Annotated in this window: 22 protein-coding genes; 1 reads left to right on the top strand and 21 read right to left on the bottom strand. The window is 39.9% G+C overall.

Features of this window, described 5'->3' with window-relative positions:
- Nucleotides 1–9 precede the first annotated feature (9 nt).
- Together AC58VC_RS34535 and AC58VC_RS34530 are read right to left on the bottom strand one after the other, a co-directional pair.
- A protein-coding gene (locus AC58VC_RS34535; RefSeq protein ID WP_161409969.1) for an IS3 family transposase occupies nt 10–1,370 on the bottom strand; the annotation gives its coding sequence in 2 pieces (ribosomal slippage) (nt 10–914 and nt 914–1,370; 1,362 coding nt in all).
- 437 nt (nt 1,371–1,807) lie between these two features.
- Nucleotides 1,808–2,101: a hypothetical protein gene (locus AC58VC_RS34530; protein WP_497375919.1), complete on the bottom strand. Its 294-nt coding sequence runs from the start codon at nt 2,099–2,101 to the stop codon at nt 1,808–1,810.
- Between the two features lie 447 nt (nt 2,102–2,548).
- On the opposite strand from AC58VC_RS34530, the gene AC58VC_RS34525 reads away from it, so the two are divergent.
- Nucleotides 2,549–3,430 carry an ArdC family protein gene (locus AC58VC_RS34525; protein WP_497375917.1) on the top strand — a complete coding sequence of 294 codons (882 nt, stop codon included), beginning with the start codon at nt 2,549–2,551 and terminating at the stop codon, nt 3,428–3,430.
- A 388-nt stretch (nt 3,431–3,818) separates the two neighbouring features.
- On the opposite strand, the gene AC58VC_RS34520 is transcribed toward AC58VC_RS34525, so the two are convergent.
- The 19 genes from AC58VC_RS34520 to AC58VC_RS34430 form a co-directional block, all read right to left on the bottom strand.
- Nucleotides 3,819–4,241, bottom strand: a complete 423-nt coding sequence (locus AC58VC_RS34520; protein WP_497375915.1) for a TFIIB-type zinc ribbon-containing protein — start codon at nt 4,239–4,241, stop codon at nt 3,819–3,821.
- Nucleotides 4,242–4,637: 396 nt separating this feature from the next.
- Entirely contained in the window at nt 4,638–5,066 is a 429-nt protein-coding gene (locus tag AC58VC_RS34515) for a hypothetical protein (RefSeq protein ID WP_497375913.1), read from the bottom strand.
- Nucleotides 5,067–5,518: 452 nt separating this feature from the next.
- Entirely contained in the window at nt 5,519–5,800 is a 282-nt protein-coding gene (locus AC58VC_RS34510; RefSeq protein ID WP_497375911.1) for a hypothetical protein, read from the bottom strand.
- A complete protein-coding gene (locus AC58VC_RS34505) occupies nt 5,797–5,997 on the bottom strand; it encodes a hypothetical protein (RefSeq protein WP_497375910.1) in 201 nt (66 codons plus the stop codon). The genes AC58VC_RS34510 and AC58VC_RS34505 overlap by 4 nt, the downstream gene beginning before the upstream one ends.
- Nucleotides 5,998–6,451: 454 nt before the next feature.
- On the bottom strand, nt 6,452–6,664 hold the full coding sequence (locus AC58VC_RS34500; RefSeq protein WP_497375908.1) for a hypothetical protein: 213 nt from the start codon (nt 6,662–6,664) through the stop codon (nt 6,452–6,454).
- Nucleotides 6,665–7,297: 633 nt separating this feature from the next.
- Nucleotides 7,298–7,534, bottom strand: coding sequence for a hypothetical protein (locus AC58VC_RS34495; RefSeq protein ID WP_497375906.1), 237 nt, complete (start codon nt 7,532–7,534; stop codon nt 7,298–7,300).
- Between the two features lie 340 nt (nt 7,535–7,874).
- A complete protein-coding gene (locus AC58VC_RS34490) occupies nt 7,875–8,090 on the bottom strand; it encodes a hypothetical protein (protein WP_497375904.1) in 216 nt (71 codons plus the stop codon).
- 109 nt (nt 8,091–8,199) lie between these two features.
- Nucleotides 8,200–8,325 carry a hypothetical protein gene (locus AC58VC_RS34485; RefSeq protein ID WP_497375902.1) on the bottom strand — a complete coding sequence of 42 codons (126 nt, stop codon included), beginning with the start codon at nt 8,323–8,325 and terminating at the stop codon, nt 8,200–8,202.
- A gap of 333 nt (nt 8,326–8,658) precedes the next feature.
- Entirely contained in the window at nt 8,659–9,024 is a 366-nt protein-coding gene (locus tag AC58VC_RS34480; protein WP_497375900.1) for a hypothetical protein, read from the bottom strand.
- 133 nt (nt 9,025–9,157) lie between these two features.
- The gene (locus AC58VC_RS34475) at nt 9,158–11,296 is read right to left on the bottom strand and encodes an ATP-dependent DNA helicase (protein ID WP_497375898.1); all 2,139 of its coding nucleotides are present in this window, start codon (nt 11,294–11,296) and stop codon (nt 9,158–9,160) included.
- Between the two features lie 179 nt (nt 11,297–11,475).
- Entirely contained in the window at nt 11,476–11,829 is a 354-nt protein-coding gene (locus tag AC58VC_RS34470) for a hypothetical protein (RefSeq protein ID WP_497375896.1), read from the bottom strand.
- Nucleotides 11,830–11,879: 50 nt separating this feature from the next.
- Complete coding sequence (locus AC58VC_RS34465) at nt 11,880–12,377, bottom strand: hypothetical protein (RefSeq protein WP_497375894.1); 498 nt, start codon at nt 12,375–12,377, stop codon at nt 11,880–11,882.
- A gap of 431 nt (nt 12,378–12,808) precedes the next feature.
- Nucleotides 12,809–13,048: a hypothetical protein gene (locus AC58VC_RS34460; RefSeq protein ID WP_497375892.1), complete on the bottom strand. Its 240-nt coding sequence runs from the start codon at nt 13,046–13,048 to the stop codon at nt 12,809–12,811.
- A 44-nt stretch (nt 13,049–13,092) separates the two neighbouring features.
- Nucleotides 13,093–13,218, bottom strand: coding sequence for a hypothetical protein (locus AC58VC_RS34455; RefSeq protein WP_497375890.1), 126 nt, complete (start codon nt 13,216–13,218; stop codon nt 13,093–13,095).
- A 259-nt stretch (nt 13,219–13,477) separates the two neighbouring features.
- Complete coding sequence (locus AC58VC_RS34450) at nt 13,478–14,005, bottom strand: hypothetical protein (RefSeq protein ID WP_497375888.1); 528 nt, start codon at nt 14,003–14,005, stop codon at nt 13,478–13,480.
- A 176-nt stretch (nt 14,006–14,181) separates the two neighbouring features.
- Nucleotides 14,182–14,460 (bottom strand): hypothetical protein, encoded by a 279-nt coding sequence (locus AC58VC_RS34445; RefSeq protein ID WP_497375886.1) that lies wholly within the window; start codon nt 14,458–14,460, stop codon nt 14,182–14,184.
- Between the two features lie 6 nt (nt 14,461–14,466).
- Nucleotides 14,467–17,904, bottom strand: a complete 3,438-nt coding sequence (locus tag AC58VC_RS34440; protein ID WP_497375884.1) for a CD3337/EF1877 family mobilome membrane protein — start codon at nt 17,902–17,904, stop codon at nt 14,467–14,469.
- Nucleotides 17,904–20,618, bottom strand: a complete 2,715-nt coding sequence (locus AC58VC_RS34435; protein WP_497375882.1) for an ATP-binding protein — start codon at nt 20,616–20,618, stop codon at nt 17,904–17,906. The genes AC58VC_RS34440 and AC58VC_RS34435 overlap by 1 nt, the downstream gene beginning before the upstream one ends.
- A gap of 41 nt (nt 20,619–20,659) precedes the next feature.
- Nucleotides 20,660–21,070: a TcpE family conjugal transfer membrane protein gene (locus AC58VC_RS34430; protein WP_497375880.1), complete on the bottom strand. Its 411-nt coding sequence runs from the start codon at nt 21,068–21,070 to the stop codon at nt 20,660–20,662.
- Nucleotides 21,071–21,072 lie beyond the last annotated feature (2 nt).

The following is a 21,072-nucleotide window of genomic DNA, read 5'->3' as shown; positions in this document are numbered from 1 at the left end:
ACAAATGTTTTATGCAACCTGTTGGGCATGAGCTCGGTACTGTACCGGGCTCATGCCTTTTAGTTTTGATTTGATACGTTTGTGATTGTAATAATCTATGTATCGTGCTAGTTCTTGCTTGAAGTGATCTACACTTTCAAACTCATTAAGATATAGAAACTCCGACTTCATAATGCCAAAGAAGTTCTCCATTACTGCATTATCGTAACAATTTCCTTTGCGTGACATGCTCTGACTAATTCCTTGTTTCTTCAAAGCATGTTGATACTGCTTCATCTGGTAGTGCCAGCCTTGATCCGAATGCAGGAGGAGTTCGTCCTCTTCAGATAAGCGTTTAAAGGCCTTATTTAGCATCTCGGAGACTAAGGAATAGGTAGGGCGGGACCCTACTGTGTACGTGATAATTTCACCGTTAAACAAGTCCAAAACAGGTGATACATACAGCTTTTCTCCAAACAATTTAAATTCTGTAATATCGGTAACCCATTTCTCATTTGGTTTTTCCGCTTTAAAATTACGGCCGAGAACGTTAGGTGCAATTTTACCTACTGTTCCTTTATACGAGCGATATTTCTTCATACGTACTACTGATTTCAAGCCTAATTCTTTCATGATACGCTGCACTTTTTTATGATTAACTTGTTCTCTCCGATTCAATAGTTCATCACGGATACGACGATAGCCATAACGGCCCTGATGCTCCTCGTAAATGGATTGAATAAGGAGTTTAAGGTCTGCGTCTAGATCGGGTTTGTTGAACTGCTTTACCCAGTAATAGAATGTGCTACGGGGGATGGCAGCGAACGCTAGTAATGTAACCACCGGGAATTCATGCCTTAATTCATAGACTACTTGTGCTTTGTCTTGTTTGGTGATTTTTCCTTGTTTTGAACTAAGGCATTCAACTTTTTTAAATAGGCGTTTTCCATCTTCAAACGTTCTATTTCAGCTTTTAGAGCTTCGACTGAACCCTCCGTAGGTTCTTGTTTCTTTGCAATATTTTCTTTGTTAGTTGTCATGAGTGAACGCCCCTTTTTCTTTGATTTCAGGGCGTCCTTTCCATCTTCATTAAATTGATTGCGCCATTTTCTAATAATCCCTGGAGAGGAAATTTTGAAGATGACAGCAGCTTCATTTGGAGACGTCCCATACTCATTCATGTAGTTGAGTACGTCTAGTTTAAATGACGCGGTGTAAGCTGTATAGCTCTTTTCAAAAGCTCTTATCCCGTGATATTCGTATTGCCTAATCCACATACGTAAAACTTCATGATTTATCCCTAATGATTTTGCAATACTTTTGACTCCTTCAGTACCATTCTGATACCTTTGAATGGCCTTCAATTTCTCATCTAAACTGAAATTAGACAAAAAAACTGCACCTCCATTGTTAGTGGTGTCTAACAAATGGGGTGCAGTTCATTGCGCGCTGCTGTTTAAAAAGCGAATTTCTTTTTAAACAGCAGCGCCGCCCGGATCCACCGGGGCAACGCGCTATTTAATCTGGTTATAGAACCATTTTTTCAAACTCGCTCCATGAACCAAAAGCGCCTCCGTAGGGTCCGTTGTCCATTTCACACTCTTTTAGAATCTCATTGGAATACAGACTCATATAACACTCCTCGGTGCAGGGCGAATCCTGTACTAAAGAACGTACAGGGCTTGAAATGGTTACAAATGACTGAAAATGCTTGCCACATTTACAAATACTAATTTGTGGGACATAATAAAATTTTTTCATTTTGCGCACCTCCAAGCTAATTAATAATGGGGGGGATATCCTATCCCCCCATTTTGAGAATATGTAATTACTCCAACTTCCTCAGTGCTATTAGTGGGTTTTCAGAATCACCACAGAAGCAATTTCCGGCAAACGCCCACCCTTCTGGTGTTTTCTTTAATGTTGCGAAAGTCGGACGCCCGCAAACATGGTTAAATGGTTCACCCATCTGTAGTAGATTAGCGGTCCAACATGCAGGGGGCAGAAGGTTTAGGAAATGATCGAACATTTCTTCATCTACCAGATCACCGACTTGCAGGTACTCGTTCAAGCTTCCAGTCCAATTAGCATAAGTTTTAATCATATTAATCAATCCTTTCAAAAGTGGGTTTATAGGTACAAGGTTCTTCGCTTCGTCTTGGCGTAGCCTTTCGGCGTCCTGGTCGCTCGCCCTTTCGGGGTCGTGGCGTACTCCGCTCGGAAGCGAATACCTTTTTTATAACATGTGTTATACTTCAGCAGGTTCCATTGGAACCATTTCATCAATACATATTAGAGGCGAAGAATTTAGCTCCTCGATCTCATGAGCGTATAATTCTTTTGTCGCTGTTCGCCAAATTCCGAAAGCACAGCATGTGAACGTTACTTTGTATTTCATTTCCCTCACCACTCCTTCGAATTTCTTAATTTCATTATAACATGAATTAAATCATTTGTATATAATATTACGTACAAATCAGCAAAATAAATTTAGTTGTTTAGTATGTAATGTTATATACAAATGATTGTAGAAATGGTATAATCTTATTAAGAGTTAAGAAAACAACTAGTGAAGGGATTGAAAGAAAAAATGTCGAATGCCATCTATGAATTGATTACTCAGCGAATGATTGAACAACTTGAAACGGGGGTTGTTCCATGGCGAAAACCTTGGGTCAATCGTGGAGGCGCTGTAAATTACATTACACAAAGACCATATAGAGGCATCAACGTTTGGTTACTTGAGCCGGGAGAATATGCGACGTTCAAACAAATCAATGATGCAGGCGGTAGAATAAAGAAAAACGAAAAACATCAAAAAGTTGTTTTTTGGAAAAGAATTGAAATAGAGGATGAAGAAAACCCAGAGAAAAAGAAAAAAATAAAAATAATGTTCATGAAAATTAGTCAGGTTTGGGAAATAAACACTCAATGCACAGGGCTAACAAGTCGAAGAAAAGAAGCGGAATTTTTTGAACATGATCCAATTGAAGAAGCAGAAAAGATTATAGATGGGTATGTAGGCGCTCCAAAGTACATAGAAAAAGCAGATGAAGCAGTATATTACCCAGAACTGGATTTACTCAGTATGCCTCCTAAATGTGACTTTGAAAATATTCATGAATACTATTCAGCAATGTTTCATGAGATGGCACATAGCACAGGACACCAAAAGCGGTTAAATCGCGAAGGTATCGTGAATTTTGATAAATACGGAAGTCAAAGATATTCAAAAGAAGAATTGATAGCTGAAATGTGCTCCGCAATGCTTTGCGGGATGTCTGGAATAATAAACGGCACAATTGAGAATAGCGCCGCCTATATTGATTATTGGCTAAAACGATTAAAGGATGATAAACAACTAATAATACAAGCATCCTCACAAGCCCAGAAAGCCGCTGATCACATTCTAGGCATCACGTTCAATAACAGCACCGAAGAAGAAGGATAAGCCCTCTAGGGGCTTCCTGCTCCTTCTGGTAACGGATGAGAAACGGAGAGGAATCACCTCTCTGATTTTCGCCCCACCTTAACAACCGGATCTTTTAAATCGGTTTTAAAACGCATGAACAAATAGGAATAGGGAAACACCCCCCCTCAATCGTAGAGAGCGTAGGACAAGCCTGTGGCTGCGTAGTAGGCAGCCGCGGGCTTGTCCGAAGCACTCGCGGCGGAGCGGAATACGAGTGACGGCGCAACGTGCCGGCACCGTATTCAGCGTAGCCGCCGCCCTTAAAAAAATTCAAGGCGAATTGCAACGGCAATTCGCTACCATTTCTGACCTGAAGGGTCAGAAACCCGACACGGAAGACGTTTCCGTGTCGGGCAGTCCCTTTCTATCAGACCGCAAATATCTCCATTAGCACACAGTCTTCGCGATAAATTCCTGCAGTCTTCAACTCTTCGATCGCACGCAATTCAGCATCTGCTTGATCCGTAGCCTCTACGCGAAACACAAGTGTGTAAGCACCCGATAATACAAAGGTCATGTCATAGGACTTCAAACGTGGCACGACAGCTTGTTGAGCGTCTACAAGCCCTTTGACGAGCTCAGCGTAACTATCTGGATAACTCCCCAGTAAATAACGAACCAATTCAGCGATATCTTTCGACTCACGATACTCAAACATGACATTCGGGCACTCATCGCAAATATAGATATAAGTACTTCCCATCTCAATTAACTTCATTGGACGTTTACAGCTCGGGCACTCATGTGCTTGAATTTGTTGAACAGACTGAACATCGACCACTTTTTCCATTGTTAACCGCCTCACTCTTCTTCGTTTTGCCTTGCAAGCCAAGCGGACCATGCAAGCAAGCGAAAATGCCAGGCGGTGCAAACAGAAAAATTCTGCAAGCTGGCGTCTGGCAGCGTAGCGGATTTTTATGTTTGCACCCCCGACCAACGGGAGGGTTTGCCTTGCATTGGAGCTGCGGCATGGTAAGCTTGGATTGCAAGGCAAAACGCCGCCGAACAAATTTTAATCTAGCGGATCGAAATACGAGTGATCCAGCCCCATATGCAATGAAAATCCACGCAGCACTTGAAATACATCAAGGCGAATTGCAAGGCAATTCGCTACCATTTCTGACCGAAGGGAAGAAAGAACCCCTTCACGGATGTTCCTACCGTGAAGGGGCGCGCAGCGACTCTTTTAGTCACTATTCTCTCCGTTTAAAACATCGATCAGAGTTGTCAAAGGAAACCAGTAATAGCCAATCAGCTCCCCATTTTCAAAACCCTCAATATTCCATGCATACCTTCCTCCCGGTGAAAAGTCCCACTCGCTATGATTACTAAAATCTGACTGATATTCATGATAAGGACGTCCATCATCTCCCGTGTAGTAGCCTGAGACGGATTCCGGGATCTTCTTCTCATCACCGTAAGTATCAGCTAAATCTCCATCATCGTCCCAAGCATCGGCAGCCTCGGTACGTATAATACTAAGCAATGGAATCTCCTCATCTTCCCAATCCACACTATCCACTATGTAACTGTTTCCTTCCAAACGAAATGTAAGTCCTTCGATGCCAACAGGGAATTTCAGAAATCGTAATAAATGTTGCTCTGAATCTAACAAGCTAAGCTCTTGTTTAATTTCATTAACTGTTCTCCAAGTACACTAATTACCTCCATGTGCGAACACCGACCTTTGCTTCGTTTTGGCTTGCGCGGAAAAGCGCATCATGACGCAAGCGAACAATGCCAGGCTGAAATAATGAGAAGCCCTGACAGCTGGCGCAAGTCAGCGGCGGGCTTATCATTATTTCACCCGACCGAAGGACGGGCTTGGCCTGGCATTTGAGCTGCGTCATGATAAGCTTGGAGCGCAAGCCAAAACGCCACCAACAAGACAACCAAATCGGTTTTAGGTTCAAGAACCCAAAAAGGACAGATCTTATATTGAAAGAGGGATGAAAACAACCTATATTTTCACCTGCTAATATGGTATAATTTAAGCATTCGAGTAACAAAAAAGTGAAGCCGCTGCAAACGGCTCCACCAATCAATTTAATACTTTAGCTGAAAAGTCTACCCAATTCGTTTCGACGCGATGGTAGGCTTTTCTTTTTGTTGTTCTGGAAAATGCATCCCATTGTAAGACATAAGCTGAACGTGTTCTTTGCGCTCTAGGTTTGTCTCGGCCTTTGCACGTAATTCTTTTTGAGCATCCAAGTAGCAGTAGATAACTCCAGACAAGCAACCAAGTACGATTAGCGCACTCACCATCCCCCACGCTTCCGTATTGACTAGGATCATCAACGAAAGAGTATAAGACAGGAACCAAGGAATTGTTTGAAATACTTTTTTCATATAGTTTTCACCTCCTTTCTAGCATCATTTTGTAACCGTACTATATCTTCGTGAATCTCCTTAACAATGTCCATGAACCCTGATTTTGCTGCTAAATGGCCAACTGCTTTATCTACGGAATATGAACCTCGGAGCAAATTTCCTAGCGCAATATTACGCTCGATCTGGTATAAATTCTCAAGAGTTTTATTTGCCATCGATCGATAATCACTGCCTTTCTTCCTTCTCTTCTTCTCTTCTTCTCTTCTTCTATTGAACTTATGATCTAATTATATCATTAATTTGTTATATTGTAAATAATATTATATACAAATATATAACACATGTTATTTTTATTGGGCCATCCCTGAGTAGGAGTGGCCTTCATGTCCTTCGTTATTCAGAATATTCATCAAATTTAAATCGAAGCCGCTAGCGAAGGTGGGGTGCCACCGCACCTGCCAAGATAGCCCCACGGGCAATATTTTTGGGAATTATGTGTCGTAAGTGCGCACCCTAATGTCGTTGATTGCAGATGATAAAGGAACTGTCATATCGTAATGCAAGAATAAGAGAAATCTGCTACCGCCTTTTAATGACTCGAATATTTCCCCACAATAATGAAACATAGACCGTTCCCATTCCCCATAATTCGATATTCATGATTTTCCGTTAGCCCCAATGTCCGTGACGCTTCAAAATCTCGATCACTTCGTCGGCATATGGTTCGTCAGTATTGACGACCAAGTACGTATTCGGACATTTCCCTGAAATAGCACGATGCAAATTAATCGCTTTTGTAATTTCAGTTAGTTCTACTTGCCCTTCGTAAGATAGACCGTTCACAATGTCTTCATTTTTGAGGACTGTAAACTTGTTCGCCATACCATCCGTATTTGCCTACGCTTTTCTCGTTCCTCTTGGAAGATAACTTCTTTACCTTCGATAAGCATTTTCTTTATGTCCTTATTGGTAATTTTCACTTCGAACATCGCCTTTTCATTTTGATACTTCAGATCGTTTCAATATTTCTCTGTGGTAGACATATTTATCATAGTGGTAAGCTACTTGCCTAAAAGTATATGTATTTTTCGAACGCCAAAAATGATAACCATACCAGAATTTATGCCACAAATTCACAACTACACCGCCTATTAAAAATGTTACTTCTTCTTTACAATTTCCAAGAACTTCTTCGAACTTATTAATGCAATAAAAAGCGTGAATCCAAGCGAGAAGAGTATTTCAAGTACCACGTAACCACCCTATTCATTTACGTACTTTAAGACGTGATTTCCTTAAAGGTTGAAATGCCCTGTAGAATAAATAAAAAAGAAATACTTGTAGCAAAATTCTTAAAAATAACGATACACTGAAAGTCTCATATTTCATAAGATGTTCACTTAAAATAGTGGGTTGAAACCAAACTATTACAGTACCTATAAAAACGAAAAACAGTATGAAATAATCAAAAATCTTATACAACTTCAGCTCATCCTCCAAGTACAAAGTTATTCATTATGTTTCTAAAACGCCGTCGAATTTACCGCCACACATAGGGCAAAAATTAGGAATCTGCACACCTTCGTATGGATAGCCGTAGCCGAACCTCTGACAGTCTCCAATAAATATCCAGTGACATTTCATACACTCACAAAATGTAAACGACGTTGCACGTTCATCATCCGAAAGGTCTTCGTCTTGTAAAACAACATCAATCACACGCAAAAATTTAACTTTTATCGTTTCGACCACATTGTACACCTCGTATCTTCGATTTCAGACTCAACCTCTGCTAGGTAACCCCACGGACTTAATGACATTGAAACAAACCTCCCAAAGTTTTAATGTTCGGGTTTTACCCCATTCTGTTTAAATTGCATTTAATGTTCGGGTTTTGCTATGAACATTCGTATTCATTTTGGTACTTGAGGAAAATTACCGTTACCTTCTCCGAGTTTAAATTCATACAGGCAATCTTGCATTTTTGACCATTCTCCACATCCCGAACATTGCCCATCGAACCCAAGAAGAACTGACCATTTGGAACTAAGACATTTAGGGCAAAGCACAATAATCTCCATAGAAACGCTCCTTATTTATCTTGTCCCTTATTCGATTCTCTCAACTTATCTTCTGCCCAACCTATAAGATACGAAACTCGTTTCATTGCTTCCCTAGCACTAATTTCGCCAATATTATGACTTTGAGTAATTTTAGATATGTGCCAAACTACATCTTCTGGAAGCAACTTTAAATTAAGCCCATCAATATTAGGATATTCTTTTTTCACTCGTTTTCTAAACCACATATTCATTCCCCCTATCGGACACTTTATTCATCGACGTACATGACCTTTTCAGCAGCCATGTTCTCTATACGTTTTACAAATCCTGATATCGTGATTGGCTTACCATGTTCTACGCAATCACGCACATAGAATTTGAACCCTTCTCCGATATCGGATAGCCAATCGAACCGAATCCGCCGTTATACGCAGATTGTTCATAGGCTTCTAATTTTTCGAGTAGCTTTTCAGCCTTCATTCGCGTTCCCCTCCTGACGGACAAGTTTATTCAAAATGATACTTCACTCAAATTCCCGATCTTTTCCAGCCACACCTCTATGATGCCCTCATGACTTCTAGAAGCACGCCCATGCATGATTTACAGAAACTTCTCGCATCTATGTTCTCCTTTATTATCAAAAATGTTAATGCTGAATGAAGTTCACACCCGTAACAATAACCTTCAATTTGTAATATACTTTGTTCTCGGTTGTTGTCTTCAATCACTCCAGCTTCTAACATCATTGCTAGAATGTCATTCAACACGTTGTTGCTGCTTATACATGCCCCACACGCTCCATATTCGTCGCATTCATTTTACAACTAATTTAATGTCTTCCAAATCTAGAAGGTGAAATTCCTGGTGAATCACTCCCCAAGAAATTATTAAAACAATTGCTGCATAGGCTATAATTTTATATTTCATTTTTGCATCACTCAACCAAATACGGATAATTACAAACAGTAAAGCAGAAGTTGCGATACAAGCTATGATAGCAGCGAACAGATAAGGGACAGCAAGAAAAGCTATTATTATGTATTTGTTTAGTGGCAAGTCATTATCATTAAAGACAACATCAGAAATTTTGTAATCTAGATCAACTAAGTAAGCAGCGATAACGATTGTAAAAAACAGAATAAGGTTCCATGCAATGAAGAATCTCTTGATCTTTTTCAAAATGCTCTCCCTCTATTTTAATCGTTATATTCAAAAAATTACCACCACCAGCCCCAGTCCATGCCCATCGCTCCTCTCTTTCTTTTGGATTATATCAAATTCGCGCTAAGCTGATAGTAACACCTCATCCAAATCAAGGAACCGGCACTTTTAAAATATCACGTAAATTAGTAGAGAAAGAACCTGCAGGAAGACTTTTTAAAATAGCCTCTCCAAACTGATAACGAATAACTCTGGGATCTAACAAAATGACCGCCCCTCGATCATGGATCGTGCGAATGGTCCGGCCGACGCCTTGCTTCAATTTCAGAATACAAGATGGAATCATAAATTTTTCAAAAGGATCTAAACCCGTTTCTTCAAGCTTCATACAACGTGCTTTGACAAGTGGATCCGTTGGAACAGGAAATGGCAGCTTCGGGATGATAACAAACATCAGGTCGTCACCAGGAACGTCGATACCTTCCCAAAACGATTCAGCTCCGAACAAAACGGTTTTTTCTCCATCCTTAAACTGTTTGAGCATAGAGTCACGATCCGAATTTCGAGCCTGTACAAAAGCAGTAAAACCTTCTTTGTCAAACCATGGCTGCATCTCATCGGCCATTTGCTTCATCTGAAAATAGTTGGTAAATAAAACGAATGTCCTTCCTTGACCATGAGTAACGATCCTCTTTACGGCATTAACTGTATAAGCAAAATGTTCTTTCGTATTCTTAGGTAACGGTGCATCAGCTGGGACAATGATATCAAGCTGCCGTTTAAAATCAAACGGACTCCCCACTTGGTAACCCTGAAATTTCTTCATGCCTAACCTTCCCGCCACAAAATCAAAATTGCCCGAAGTCGTCAACGTGGCCGAAGTCATAATGACAACTTTCTCTTTAAACAATGAAGATTGTAAGACAGTGCTTGCAACTATGGGGGCTGCCGTTAGAGTCGTCTGATTAGCTTCCGTATCAGCTGGAAGCTCCTCCCTCTCTAGCTCAGTATTGCCCACTCGAACATCAATCCAATTTGCCCAATTTGCTCGATCACGATTAAATAGTAAATGATCAAAATCCAACCGGAGACGTTCAATGGTTTCTATTTGATTCTCCAGTCCGCGCTGGATCATGGGGATACTTGGGCTCGTTGATAAAACTCCTTGAAAGTACGCTGCAAACTCATTTAGCCCCTCATCGAATGGACTTTTTTCGATTAGTGGCTCTTTTAATAATTCATTGAAGCTGTCAATTTGTTTTTCCTTCTTAAGCTGCTTCATCCGCTTTGTAATTTGAGAAAAGACGGAAACTGCACGCTTCATCATTTTTGCTTTTATGGCCAGAATGTCTTTCTCCATCTCTTCATCGATGACCTCTTTGGCCCATTGGCTTCGCTTTTGTAAAACTCGATCAAACAGATTTTCCATTACGCGGACAGATGCCTTTTTCTGAAAATACTTAGAGAACACATCCTCGATGCGGTGTCCTTCATCAAATACAACAGCATGATAATCTGGAAACATCCCGTACATACCCTTTTGCTTCAAACTAAAATCAGTAAAAAACATAGCATGATTGGTCACAATAATATCCGATACCTTCAGCCGATTCCGCGCACCTTGTATAAAGCACTCGCCATGAAAAGGACTATTCTCTGATAAACAATCATCTGTCTTTCCTTGGATCTCTTCCCACACTTCTTGCTCTACTGTAAAAGGAATTTCAGAACGATCGCCAATCCACATATTGTCTAATTGATCTCGAATATCGTCTAACTGTTTCAAATATGGAGAACCATTTTCTAAAGCGTATCGATAATATTCATCTAGTCGTCTTTTGCATATGTAATGTCCCCGACCTTTAGCCAGCTCGTAAGTCAAGGTAAGATCTAGTTCTTTGAGTACATCTTGAACAAGTGGAAGTGCCTCATGAATGATCTGATTTTGCAAGCTTGTCGTAAAGGTGCTTATAACCACACGTTTATTAAAAATCCTAGTGTATAAGGCTGCGGCGAATAAGTAACCGAATGTTTTTCCAGTACCAGTGCCGGCCTCAATCATGCCATGTTGAATGGGATCTCCACCTGCATCTCCAGCTTCAAGAACGATGGATAAATTAGTTGCCATATCGATCTGCGGCTGCCGCGGCTCATATCGATCAGAAAGCTTAGCCAGGATTCCACCAGCTTTAAAAACATCATCAAGCATGCTGCGGTAACGTTCCTTTAGATCATTCCTACCTTCTTCTTGAATCAACTTTTCACTTAAACCCTTATCAGTGATTTCCAATACGCAAGCCTCCACCCTTAACATCTCACCAGACGAACAAAACGCATCCTATGGAGCCTTATTCCGCATAACTAAGAGTTACGTACTTCTAAAAAAATAGTCTTTCAGAAGCCATTTAAGTACGTCATAATATTATACGTAAATCATATGAGATTTCAAAAGAAAAACCTTTATAAAGGTTAATCTTCAATCAAAACGCCATTATATTTAACCGTCACATATTCCACCATTTGATTATCCATAATTAATCCTTGTGATTGATAATCACGAACTAATCCTTTTACGGCCTTTACATCCTCATCTTCAAGGAAGTAAATCGTTTTGTCGCCAACTTTAAGCTTTTTCGTACCAAAAGCTTTTTTCCACTCCCGTTTAATCCATTCCCTTAAGAGCTCAGTTTTATCTTTCTCGTAATGATCCTTAAGCTGATCAAACATTTCTCCGTACATCGCTTCGAGCTTAAAACCTTCTCTTGTAGACTCTGAATAAAGCTTGCCTGCAATTTCCTTTTTTTTGTAATGCTTTCGGTCCATAAGAATCCTAATCCTCCTTTCTTTTCAAAGAATTAAAATAGCCCAATTATTTATTTGACATGATCTTTTGACAAATAAAATTTGCCTTCTTTTTCAATAATCTGCCTAAAAATAAAAACTTCTGTGAACGGCCTATTTAGTAAACTAGCCCATTTGAACGCGTTTTCCAAACTCATGCTCGTGCCGGTTACATTTGTCTTACTTACCATCTGGAACATATCCATCCGCGTTTTTGGTTCACCCCATTTATCGCCCCATTTTCCTGCCCATTCTTCGTAAGTGTTGACCTTGGTATATTCATCCAAACGATGATTTAGCCCATTGTTTGCAAATGCAAGTTTTTCTTGATCAATATGTTTAATACCTTCAGCAGTTGGAGTGACTTCACCACAGTTGTCGCACTTCAAAGCAAGTATATTTTCTACAACGCACGTCCGATCAACTTCAACTTTTTTACGATTAACACGCACAACACCTGGTATATTATACTCTTCGTTAATTCTAGTCAGGGATAGCTTACCTTCCTTACAAGTGTTGCATGTGTCCATAAAATCAAAACCTCTCATTTAGGAATAGGGAAACAAAACGTTAACATACTATCTCTAGTAGATTATAAAAAACATATGGTAAATCCGTCAATAAAATTACAAACAAAAGGACAAAATTAAGCTATTAGAACTATGTTAGAAAATATTGTCCCGCCTATAGTGATCCAGTGACATCTTCTATCGCTTACACAGGAAAGTACTTGCAATATTTGTATTATTATTATTCACTCTCGTAATAATAATTTTCTTGCTTGTTGTTGTTTTATATCTTATACGTATAATATCACAATTTAGTTAAATTGTAAATAAAATTATATACAAATACTCACGCCATCTCTATCTCTATAATAAAAAATAATGACTCTCTTATTGAGAGCCACTTAATTATCCGCACTTTGTTTGGAGCAGCCGCGCTGCCCCCCTTTTTTTATCTACACTGCCGGCAACATATCGTAGTACTCCCAACAATACCCGGACCAGTACATGACTGCAAGCTCATGACGATTTTCATAAGGCACAGGCATTATGCAAAAGTAACCGACTTCATCTGCCTCAGTTTTGTATTGAAAATCAGGTACCTCTTCATCTTTCCAAACATCCACATCCACACGAATTACTTCAACGATATCTTTGGTTATAACATCTTTAACCATCTCAAGCCAAGTCCGCATATAATATCAACCTCTTTTTATTTAGAATGAGAGAAGAGTGGGAGTTAACTCCCACTCAGTTCCAATCTGAGTTCAGCAGCTTGGCGTTCTAGCGCTTCTGCAAGTTTAAAGTCCAAGTCGGCCTCCGCATCTCTTACATTACACTCCAGTAGTTTTATTTCTGCTCTCATTTCTTTTCTCTCTCTTGGCGTCATCATAGTGCATTCTACCTTTCAATTAGTTGTGGTTGACTTCCTATATATAATATAACATAAATTAGTTCTTTTGCATATAATATTATATACAATTACACAAACTTTTTTGCCTTTTTTTTAATAGACAGCCATAGAAAATGAAGTTAACCCGGCCTAGATCCCGGGCCGGGTTAATGATAAAATTATAATATTCATTGAATTAATTGACCTGTCACTTAAAAACTTCTAGCATACATCATTTATTATCATTGAAAAATTCCATCGATTTACGCTCCAACTCCCGCTTGTTTCTACGTGAAAAATACTTAGACTTGACGTTATCCCACTCATCGGATATTACTTCTAGAAATCTGGTAAATTCAGAGCTTCCTAACCACTCTATTTTTTCTTTGGTTTGTTCAATAAAATCACTCTTCATAACAACAGCAGCCTTTGGATCATTAACTAAATGCTGATTTAATCTAATTTGATCAGATCGTTTGACCATCATATCCAGCAGAAGGTTATCAATGTAATGAATTGCAGAGGCAACTAGAAATTCCTCAAAGAAGCCCTCTTTACGAGTAAGTTCAACCAATCGATCACGTAATGCTTGTATCACATATGTCGTATCTTTTCCTTTAAAATTACTCGGATCTTGCCCAAGTTGAATTAAAAGCAGTTGAATGTAACCTTCAAACTCTTTCTCCATCCCACTAAAGCTGGTTTCATTCCATTCGCTAATTGAGCTAATAAGTTCATCGATGTATAAGGTCTTCATCATGTTACACTTCTCCTCGTGACCGTTTTTTACAATTATAAAGAAGAGTATAGGTACTGTCTATATCTTCCAGTTAACTATTGACTACTGTCCATTTAAATAAAATATTAATAAGTAATAACACGTGTTATAAAAAAGAGTAGGGAGATGCAGATGCCTCTCCCCTACTCTTTCTGTATTTATTCTGTTACTGTACTTTCTTTTACCACTAACTCCAGCTCTGTTTCGTATAAGACGGCCAGTTCATGCCATAATGCAACGTCTTCCACTTCCTCAAATATCTCATGATCATCCAACGACACAATTTCAAGCGGAAACACTAACTCATCAGGAAAGTTCACTTTATGTAAGAAAATGTAACTCTTCCCTTTGTGCTCTGATTCCCACACGATTGAAAATACGGTTTTGACATCCTCGTTATCTAAAAGGGTTATATAATTGCCAATACGATCAGACATGGTGAATTACTCCTCCTTTTTAAATGACTTTTTCTGTATCCCAAACATTTCAGATGCAATATCTCGACGTAACGAATAGTCTCTGAAAATGGCATCCAGACGAACGGCACGATCTCTTAATTGAGGTTCTTGATCTTTTGCTTCAAGTCCAACTTTCCGATATGCCTCTTCTTTCGCGTTAAATGCTTGTTTAGCTGCTTCTTTTAGCGCGGATACGTATTGTCCTGGCGTATAACCGCTCACATCTTGATGAGAATTCCAGTCATTCACAACGGATTGTCTTAACGCTTCGTCAGCTTTCCGATCTAATCTAACCTCTTCTATCGGCATCCTCATTATCTCTGAATGGGACTGATCATAACTCTTTACTTCTATTTTACTCAGAGCTTGAGATTGACCCATTGAAACTGGGACTTCCACAAACCGTTTTGTAGCAAGATTAAATTCACTTGAAGCAACTTCTGCTTTTGTTACAATTTGTTGATGTTTCATTTCCGCCATAGGAATTGCTTGTTCTAATGTCATGCCACTAGATAGAATTGTTTCAGCACGTTTTTGAATGACTTCCGGTAACTGTGTTCCTGTGCTTTGAGCTTTTTGGTACATTTTAAGAGACTGAAGATTAGCGTATGCTTCTTGCTTTTCTTGTTTAACAGAACTAACATACATAGCAGGCTTCACACCTACAGATTCCATCCGAACTTGAGAAATGATTTCTTGATGTGGTATCGGAGCTGGTGAAGAATCATTGCTTCTAGTTATAGGAGTAACATCAATGATTTCTTGCTGTAGTGCCCTGGCTGATCCAGCAACTCTTCCTCTAGCTTTAGGAGGAATAATCTCAACGATTTCTTGCTGTTGTGCTGGCGCCGCTACAGAAATGTTGTTACTAGCTGTAGGTGGGGTAATATCAGTTGCGAAACTAGCAGTAGCCGCAGTTTCTTCTAATGATCTAATCTGAACATTAACTCGATTCAAATCGCCTTCCATATCACCAATTTTTCTCATATCGACATTCTCAGCAAATCGCAATTGCTTGATTTCGCCTCGTAAACTATCTCTCTGAGAATATAAATTTTGTAGTTCTGGAGTAGCTGGTACTCCATTTAGTATTTGAGCTTCAGCTCTTGCTTTACTTGCATCTCTGATTATTCCGTTAACTTCTTGCTTATACTGTGCCTCTTCAGGCGTATCAGGTATCTTAGGAGCTGAAACTTTTGATTGTGATACCTTTGGTTTATCTGTTGGATTTCCGCGCTGAGTCAAAGTCGCTGCTCTAGCTGCCTTTTCAGTATCAACTAAACTACTTTTTGTAGGGCCAGTAGTTTCTGGATTCGCGGCTTGCTGTGCTTGAAGTGCCCTTGTTTTCTCGATGATTTCACGCTGACGATCAGACAATTGAAGATTCTCAAGCTCCGGAGTTCTTGGAACAGCTAATTCAGCTGCCTGCTCACGTTTTCTCTGAGCGTAGGCTTCATCCATGAACGGTTTTCTTGCAATGCCACCGCCACCGCCACCGTTGCCATCATTCTCATCATCATCATGTAAGTGCAATCGATGCGAACGTAAAGCCTCTGCGTTGGCTTGCTGAACGTTTCTAGCTTGCTCGGATAAGTTGATAGGTCGATCCTCAAAACCCTGCGCAGGCATAGCCTCAGCCTGCCTGATAATGTTCATTCGTTCATCTCTAGCCGAATCAAATTTATTTCTACGTTCTTTAATTCTTTGATGGTATCTTGAAGCTTGCTTTGCATATTCCTGTGGATCTTTCGTACTAATGCCAACCGGATTATAAATACGTTCAACTTTACCGCCTTGTTTCCTCACACTATAAAGCTCATCGACGGCTCTCTCACGTTGATCAAGGTTATATAACGGCAAACCTTTCTCCATATTGGCATTCACAGAATGAACAAAATCACTATATTGTACGGGGCTCCCCGTTGCCTGAGCTTGTTGTTCTGCATCAACCTTCTCGGTTTGATACTTGTAATTCAAGTAATTATCAACATAAGGACTTACTTTTTTCCTAGTTTGAAGTTCACTGAAGCGTTTCCCGGCTTTCATCAACATACCTGCCGTTGTCGTCGCGCCCATCGCTCCGTTTAAACCATAACCAGCTGCCATTCGTGCAGCTCCTATTGTTCCACCAGAATAAAGATTTGCGGCAGCCATACCAGCATTGACCATTTTTCCGAGATAGTTAGACTTTTGATTTGCCACTTCTGCTACATGATCGCCACCGCGCATGATACCGGAAAACATCCCAATGATCCGATCCTTCTCCATGACGAGTGCTAAAACAACAATAATTTGTACGATCATATTGATTAGGAATAGGGAATCGAATATTCGGAAAAATGTTTCGGTAACCACTAGCATAATTGATAACAATATACTTATAAGAACTTTATAGAATATAGCGCCAACGACTCTTTCAAGCCATTTCTGTATGATCCGAAAACCAAACCCAGGGATAAGGGAAACAATCATAATGCAAGCGGCGATGGAAAGAAGAACTAATGGCACAAACTGCGCGATAAGCATAGCCATGGCCATAATAAGTATGACCAGAACGACGATGAGATCATAAACAATGGTTAAGATCAAGAAAACAAGCCTTGCTGTATAGAGTCCCGCGGGTGTCATTAACCAGTTACTTTTGGCTTCGACACTGGTCATTTTTTCTCGGTCTTTATTTCCCGGATCTAGACTAAGGAAGCCAGCAGCCTTGTCCTTTCCTTCCGATATCTTTCCGAACTGCATATAGTACCATGGATAATTAACCATATGGTCCCATAAAGAGTTACCCGAAACAACCACAGCATCTTCAATGGAATTGACATTTCCCTGATACATTGGCATAACTCCGCTTAAAATAGAAGCGCTGGTCTCCTTCGAAATGGTATTAAACCCATTAAGAATTTGAGCAGGATACGTGAAAAATGTAATTGCAATTGCAATGTTCAGCACAGTCACAAAGAGCTGATTCCAACTCTTTGTACGCTTCGCAGCAAAACCAGCGTTATAGATCATATAAAGACCAGTTAATACTAAAGCAGTCGTTATTAAAGGATCCCAAACAACACTTTTTATGGCATTTATAAGATCAGCCACCGAATTTGAAATATAACTCATGATGTCGAGTGTAAAAGCTTGCTGCAATAACATAATCGCCATTCGCACAATTAAAACCAATATTAGAAAGATAGCACTTAATACAATGTTTACAGCTGGAGTTACCGGATCGAACATTCCTGAATCTGTATCAAGAGTATAATTCCACATGTTGTAATCATCATAAATGGCGTTTACACCGCTTTGGACTGTCGGAATCATATCTCCAATAATATCTTCTTGCGCATGTACAGAATTGACAGGGCTGAAAATTAAGACGGCTGCTAACAAAATAAAAGATAGGGCTATCCTAAGTCTTTCTTTCATTAAGACGCCTTCTTCCCGCCTGGTGTTGTCTTGAATGCTAGATGTACATGTTCGAAAATAGTAAGAATGTCTACAATACCACAGTGACCGTCCAGATCAGAGAACAAAGGTCGTCCATTTTGAATGTGCTTGATCATGGCCACGTTCTCATCCGTTGCTTCTAGATCAAGAAATTTAAGGACATTTACAACTTCATCGGAGTCACCGGACCTAAATACAAATTTAAATCCTAGATTATTCTTAATTTTCTCATCCAAGAGGTCATTGGCATTTTGCGTAATGATAAACACAGCGGCATTGAATGAACGTCCTGTACGAATTAAGCGCTCAACAAGACGTTTCCCAGCCCTAGTACCAGAAAGTGCCCAAAATTCATCCATAATAACGACCGTGAATTCATTAGTATCCTCTTCACAAAAGCGAGTAGCGAATACACAAATGGACATCATGAGAGCAACAGACATAATTTGAGATGGCCCCGTGGGCTCTTCACCATGATCCGGTAAATCCATTCCTGAAATTTGTAAAATGGTAACACGATTCTTTAAGCTAATCGTATTTAAACTACCATCATGGAAAATAAGCTTGGCAAAAGGGAGCTTACTAAATGATCTGTACATACGAGCCAACTTCTTAGCGGCCTCTTCAGGCATGCGGTCAATAGCCTCTACAACAGCCATTTGGGAGCGACGTCCATCCTTTAAGGTTTTAACTAACTCCACGGCCTCTGATAAAAATACAAATTCTTCATCCCTCGGTCCAATTCCAGCAATAAAGGCAAGTTGGTTAATTGAGGCTCCACCAGCCTCTTCAGGATTTGGCAAGAACCCCCATGGATCAAGTTTTCCGTAATCTTCTTCTCTCGTAGACAAATTAACGATTTCCAAATCGTCTCCGAATTCGTGTAAGTAATCCTTCCAATCTCCCCGATCTCCTTTTGGATCAAAGATCAGAGTTTTTGCACCGTAGACAGTAAGCAGATAGCATAAGAAGTTAGCCGTATAGGACTTCCCTCCACCTAGCGTTCCAATAAAGGCTCCTGATCCACTTCTATCTCTCAATGGTGCCTTGGATGGATCAAAAAATACAGGGTGATTAAGAATTCCGGTTGATCCGATAAAATGACCTTCATCATCTCCCAAACGCTTTGTTGCTGCAATCATAGATGCTGCCATTGCATGAGGAGATATACGATGTACATAATCCGCTGAACATAATCTAGGTCCAGCTGGCATAAACTCGTTGAACAATTGCCATTGATCACCTGCAGGGTTAACTAAATGCATATGCATACCCTTATAATAGTCGCGAATAGCATCTACACGTTCTAATAGTTCCTTTTCTGTAGGCGCGACAACTTCAAATACAAAGCTGGCATCAAACATCGGAAACTTATTATCATCCAGATCTTTTTCTAGTAGAAGAGCTTCGCTACGAGCTTCCATTAGGGATATGGGAAGATCTACACCAGCACTACCGGTATGATTGGATTGGTCGTCAATGTCCATTTTTTTCATTCGTACTTTTTGCTTTACATCATCGTTCCCAATAGGTTCTAAATAGATAGAAACGCCTACAGGAAAATCTAGATCGTTTAGCTTGTATAAATACTCATTTCCCGGAATATAAAAATGATCTGGCAACTCGGCTATAGTCAAGTATGCCGAAAAACTGGATACAATCTCATTACCTACAAGCTGTGAAGTTTTAACCATTCTCCGATTGTGCTTTAAATCGATATCACCTTCAGCTAGATTAAGATATTCAGCAAGTCTAGGTCGAATCATTTTCTTGTTACTTTTTACAAGTGGATGCGTACCTTTTCTTATAGATTCTAAATCCTCTTCAATTTGGTTTCGCTCATCATCAACACGTTTACGTGCATTTTTAAGATCCCTTGCAGATATAAGCTCCTGCTCAAAAGCAGCAATTTGCACCTGCATAGCACCATCCAGCTCAGTAAGCTTTTTGGATAGTCGGCTTCGTTCTGCTTGGACAGCATCTGTGATATCTTTTAATGCACGTCCCGTCTTAACCGCGATAGCTTCCCCATCAGGCCGTTCGTTATCTGGAATTTCATCCTGCCACAAAAAACGCTGCGGTGGCTGGGAGATTCCTTTCCAAAAGTTGCGGCGAATCATCCACTCAATATTTTTTTCTTTTAGCTTTCGCATGGGCAGAAATTCACTCATCCGATTACGCACTCGCTCTTCGGTATCTTTAAGCACTTTCACGTCAGTCTCAGCTAATTCAAGGCCGGCAACATCCGCAATTCGCTCCACTTTATTTAGAGTATCTTTAAAAGAACCAAAGAGTTTATTCTTAATATTCTTCACGGAGTCAATAAGTGAAACATCTGCGTCTATGTTCACCATCACATAAAGTTTGTACTTTGTTCCCTCTTTACCAAGTGCCTCCTCTAAAAATTTTTTCGTTTCATCGGCGTGCCACATGGCATAAGGAACGAACGGCCCAGAAGCCCGGGCCTTTAAGCGTTCAAAGTGTTCATGAAACGTGTATACTTCTGGAAGTAACATTAATCTTACAGAGCGCTCCATATTCCAGAAGAAACCAAGCAAGCGTTGATACAAAGATTTTTTTGTGTCGGTGGATTTATAATCATACTGGAATCCAATCGATTCAAAGGCTGCCCAACATTTTTTGTCTGGTGTGAAAATAATGTTGTCCTCAAAATAGGCTATAGGAAATTCCACTGAAATCCCCCTTTCGAAGTTTAGAAAACCGTCCCTTAAAACTAATTTTCTTTTGAGTACATTTCGCGAAAAGTGCAAGAACCATCATAACGTTGTTTACTCCCCACATGAGTACTTCCCTGATAGCGGTTATAGTACATAGGGCTCAAATAGTATTTGATTTGAATAACAATCCATCGATGCGGTGCTCTACCGTCATGCTTAACCTTTGATAAATAAAAGGCAATTCCCCCGGGAAGAAAAATATAACGCAACATCCCTGGCATCCATCCTAATAAGAAAGTCTTCTTATCGATTACGAGAACAACAAGGAAAGCAATAATGAAATAGAGAACCTGCCATATGGTTATGGGTCTTGGCAGCTTTATTTTGTCTAGCTTGTACAATGTTCGCTCAATTTTCCAAACCCGTTTATACGTGAGAATCCGAATTGGAGCAGATTCTTCTTTCATGC

Source organism: Paenibacillus sp. J22R67 (genome assembly GCF_059692175.1).
This window is presented reverse-complemented; position numbering and strand designations above follow the sequence as displayed.

Excerpts from the sequence above, each read along its gene's own strand:
- AC58VC_RS34460 (WP_497375892.1), bottom strand. The coding sequence starts at position 13,048 with ATGCGGACTTGGCTTGAGATGGTTAAAGATGTTATAACCAAAGATATC.
- AC58VC_RS34485 (WP_497375902.1), bottom strand. The coding sequence starts at position 8,325 with ATGAAGGCTGAAAAGCTACTCGAAAAATTAGAAGCCTATGAACAATCT.
- AC58VC_RS34490 (WP_497375904.1), bottom strand. The coding sequence starts at position 8,090 with ATGTGGTTTAGAAAACGAGTGAAAAAAGAATATCCTAATATTGATGGG.
- AC58VC_RS34500 (WP_497375908.1), bottom strand. The coding sequence starts at position 6,664 with ATGGCGAACAAGTTTACAGTCCTCAAAAATGAAGACATTGTGAACGGT.
- AC58VC_RS34470 (WP_497375896.1), bottom strand. The coding sequence starts at position 11,829 with ATGGACCGAAAGCATTACAAAAAAAAGGAAATTGCAGGCAAGCTTTAT.
- AC58VC_RS34445 (WP_497375886.1), bottom strand. The coding sequence starts at position 14,460 with ATGTCTGATCGTATTGGCAATTATATAACCCTTTTAGATAACGAGGAT.
- AC58VC_RS34455 (WP_497375890.1), bottom strand. The coding sequence starts at position 13,218 with ATGAGAGCAGAAATAAAACTACTGGAGTGTAATGTAAGAGATGCGGAG.
- AC58VC_RS34440 (WP_497375884.1), bottom strand. The coding sequence starts at position 17,904 with ATGAAAGAAAGACTTAGGATAGCCCTATCTTTTATTTTGTTAGCAGCC.
- AC58VC_RS34465 (WP_497375894.1), bottom strand. The coding sequence starts at position 12,377 with ATGGACACATGCAACACTTGTAAGGAAGGTAAGCTATCCCTGACTAGA.
- AC58VC_RS34520 (WP_497375915.1), bottom strand. The coding sequence starts at position 4,241 with ATGGAAAAAGTGGTCGATGTTCAGTCTGTTCAACAAATTCAAGCACAT.
- AC58VC_RS34430 (WP_497375880.1), bottom strand. The coding sequence starts at position 21,070 with ATGAAAGAAGAATCTGCTCCAATTCGGATTCTCACGTATAAACGGGTT.
- AC58VC_RS34450 (WP_497375888.1), bottom strand. The coding sequence starts at position 14,005 with ATGATGAAGACCTTATACATCGATGAACTTATTAGCTCAATTAGCGAA.
- AC58VC_RS34505 (WP_497375910.1), bottom strand. The coding sequence starts at position 5,997 with ATGGCAAATAAAACTCTTGAGAATTTATACCAGATCGAGCGTAATATT.
- AC58VC_RS34510 (WP_497375911.1), bottom strand. The coding sequence starts at position 5,800 with ATGAAAAAAGTATTTCAAACAATTCCTTGGTTCCTGTCTTATACTCTT.